Genomic DNA, 2368 nt, shown 5'->3' on the forward strand with positions numbered 1-2368 from the left:
GGCGGTCAGCACCTGGCCCAGGATCACTTCGTTGATCTGCTCGGCGCTGAGCTTGCTGCGCGAGAGCAGCTCCTTGATGACGGTGGCGCCCAGTTCGGGGGCGGCGATCTTGGCCAGGCTGCCGCCGAACTTGCCGACGGCGGTGCGTGCGGCGGCGACGATGACGATGTCTTCGGACATTGGAGGTCTCCTTTGGGGTTGCAAAAAATCAATGAAGCTTGACGTGCGGCTCGGTGCGCCGCGTGATCAGTCGGGCCATGGTGTCCAGCGCCACCTTGGCGTAGCCATGCAGGGCCAGCTCGTGCATCTTGTAGAGCGACTCGTACATGATGCGGGCGAACCAGCCCTCCACCATGAGGCTGCCGCCGACCAGGCCGCCCATCATGTTGCCCACGGTGCTGAACTCGCCCAGCGACACCAGCGAGCCGAAGTCGCGGTAGCGGTAGGGCGTGAGCGGCTGGCCCGCCATGCGACGCTTGATCTGCGCCAGCATGTGCGAGGCCTGCTGGTGTGCCGCCTGCGCGCGCGGCGGCACGAAGCCGCCCTTGCCGCCGTTGGCCTCGGGCCAGGCGCATTGCGCGCAGTCGCCGATGGCGAAGATGTTCTCATCGCGCGTGGTCTGCAGCGTGGGCAGCACGGCCAGCTGGTTGATGCGGTTGGTCTCCAGGCCGGCGATGCCCTGCAGGAAGTCGGCCGCCTTCACGCCCGCGGCCCACACGATGAGCTCGGCCGGCAGGAAGCGTTCATCGGCCAGGCGCACGCCGGTTGGCTCGACGGCTGCCACCTTGGCATTGGTGTGCACGTCCACGCCCAGCTCGCCCAGCAGCCGCTCCGTGGCGGCCGAGATGCGCGCGGGTAGCGCCGGCAGCACGCGCGGCGCCGCCTCGATCACGCTGACCTTGATGTCGCGCTCGGCGTCCAGCTGGTCCAGCCCGTAGGCCACGACTTCGCGGGTCGTGCGGTGCAACTCGGCGGCCAGCTCCACGCCCGTGGCGCCGGCGCCGATGATGGCCACGTGCAGCTGCTCTGGCGCGAGCGGCATGGCCTGCGCATTGGCGCGGATGCAGGCGTTGACCATGCGCGCGTGAAAGCGCTGGGCGTCGGCCTTGGTCTCCAGCCGCAGCGCGTGTTCGCGCACGCCCGGCGTGCCGAAATCGTTCGACAGGCTGCCGATGGCCAGCACCAGCGTGTCGTAGCCGAAGCTGCGCGCCGGCGTGACCAGCTTGCCCTCGTCGTCCATGAAGGGGGCGACCTGCACTTCTTGCTTGTCGCGGTCGATGCCGGTGAGCTCGCCCATGCGGAAGCGGAAGTGATGCCAGTGCGCCTGCGCCAGGTAGTCGACCTCGTGCGCGCTCATGTCCATGCTGCCCGAGGCGATCTCGTGCAGCTTGGGCTTCCAGACATGGGTGCGGTTCTTGTCGACCAGCACCACCTCGGCCTTGCCGCGCTTGCCCAGCTTGTCGCCCAGGCGCGTGGCCAGCTCCAGGCCACCGGCGCCGCCGCCGACGATCACGATCCGGTGCTTGTCCTTGGAACTGTTCATGGTCTGTGCATGGAGCAGGGGGTCAACGCGCCGGGCTGACCGGCATGTGGTGCTCGACCTGGTCGAGCACGGCCTCGGGCTCGTCGGCCAGGTCTGGCGTCTCGTTGTTCAGGATACGCGTCATGCGCGCCGTATCCAAGTCGTTCGTCCACTTGGCCACCACCATGGTCGCCACGCCATTGCCGATCAGATTGGTCAGCGCACGCGCCTCGGACATGAAGCGGTCGATGCCCAGGATCAGCGCCAGGCCGGCCACCGGCACATGGCCGACGGCCGACAAGGTGGCCGCCAGCACGATGAAACCCGAGCCCGTGACGCCGGCGGCGCCCTTGCTGGTCAGCAGCAGCACGGCCAGCAGCGTGATCTGCTCGGTGAGCGACATGGGCGTGTTCGTGGCCTGCGCGATGAAGACCGCGNAGGTTGAACGAGTACCCCGTCGGCACGACCAGGCCGACCACGGACTTGCGCGCGCCCAGGTTCTCCAGCTTGGCCATCATGCGCGGCAGCACCGATTCGGACGACGAAGTGCCCAGCACGATCAAGAGCTCCTCCTTGATGTACTTGATGAACTTCCAGATCGAGAAGCCGTGAACGCGCGCGATGCTGCCCAGGATCACGAAGATGAACAGCAGGCAGGTGGCGTAGAACGTGGCCATCAGCTGGCCGAGTTGCAGCAGCGAGCTCACGCCGTACTTGCCGATGGTGAACGCCATGGCGCCGAAGGCACCGATGGGCGCGACCTTCATGATGTAGCCCACGATCACGAACAGCACGTGCGAGAACTTCTCGATGAAGTCGAACACCAGCGTGCCGCGCCCGCCAAAC

1 protein-coding gene and 3 pseudogenes are annotated in these 2368 nt (G+C 67.3%); all 4 read right to left on the bottom strand.

Features of this window, described 5'->3' with window-relative positions; genetic code table 11:
* Positions 1 to 180: pseudogene (locus tag ASF43_RS17075) on the bottom strand (acetyl-CoA C-acetyltransferase); the annotation flags it as partial.
* Positions 181 to 208: 28 nt separating this feature from the next.
* Entirely contained in the window at positions 209 to 1543 is a 1335-nt protein-coding gene (locus tag ASF43_RS17080) for an NAD(P)/FAD-dependent oxidoreductase (RefSeq protein WP_056183619.1), read from the bottom strand.
* A 22-nt stretch (positions 1544 to 1565) separates the two neighbouring features.
* Positions 1566 to 1959: pseudogene (locus ASF43_RS31780) on the bottom strand (cation:dicarboxylate symporter family transporter); the annotation flags it as partial.
* A gap of 1 nt (position 1960) precedes the next feature.
* A pseudogene (locus ASF43_RS31785) lies at positions 1961 to 2346 on the bottom strand (cation:dicarboxylate symporter family transporter); the annotation flags it as partial.
* Positions 2347 to 2368: the final 22 nt, after the last annotated feature.

Source organism: Pseudorhodoferax sp. Leaf267, assembly GCF_001422405.1.
In the GTDB taxonomy this organism is placed as follows: domain Bacteria; phylum Pseudomonadota; class Gammaproteobacteria; order Burkholderiales; family Burkholderiaceae_C; genus Pseudorhodoferax.

Coding starts and splice junctions, on each gene's coding strand:
- ASF43_RS17080 (WP_056183619.1), bottom strand. CDS start 1,543: ATGAACAGTTCCAAGGACAAGCACCGGATCGTGATCGTCGGCGGCGGC.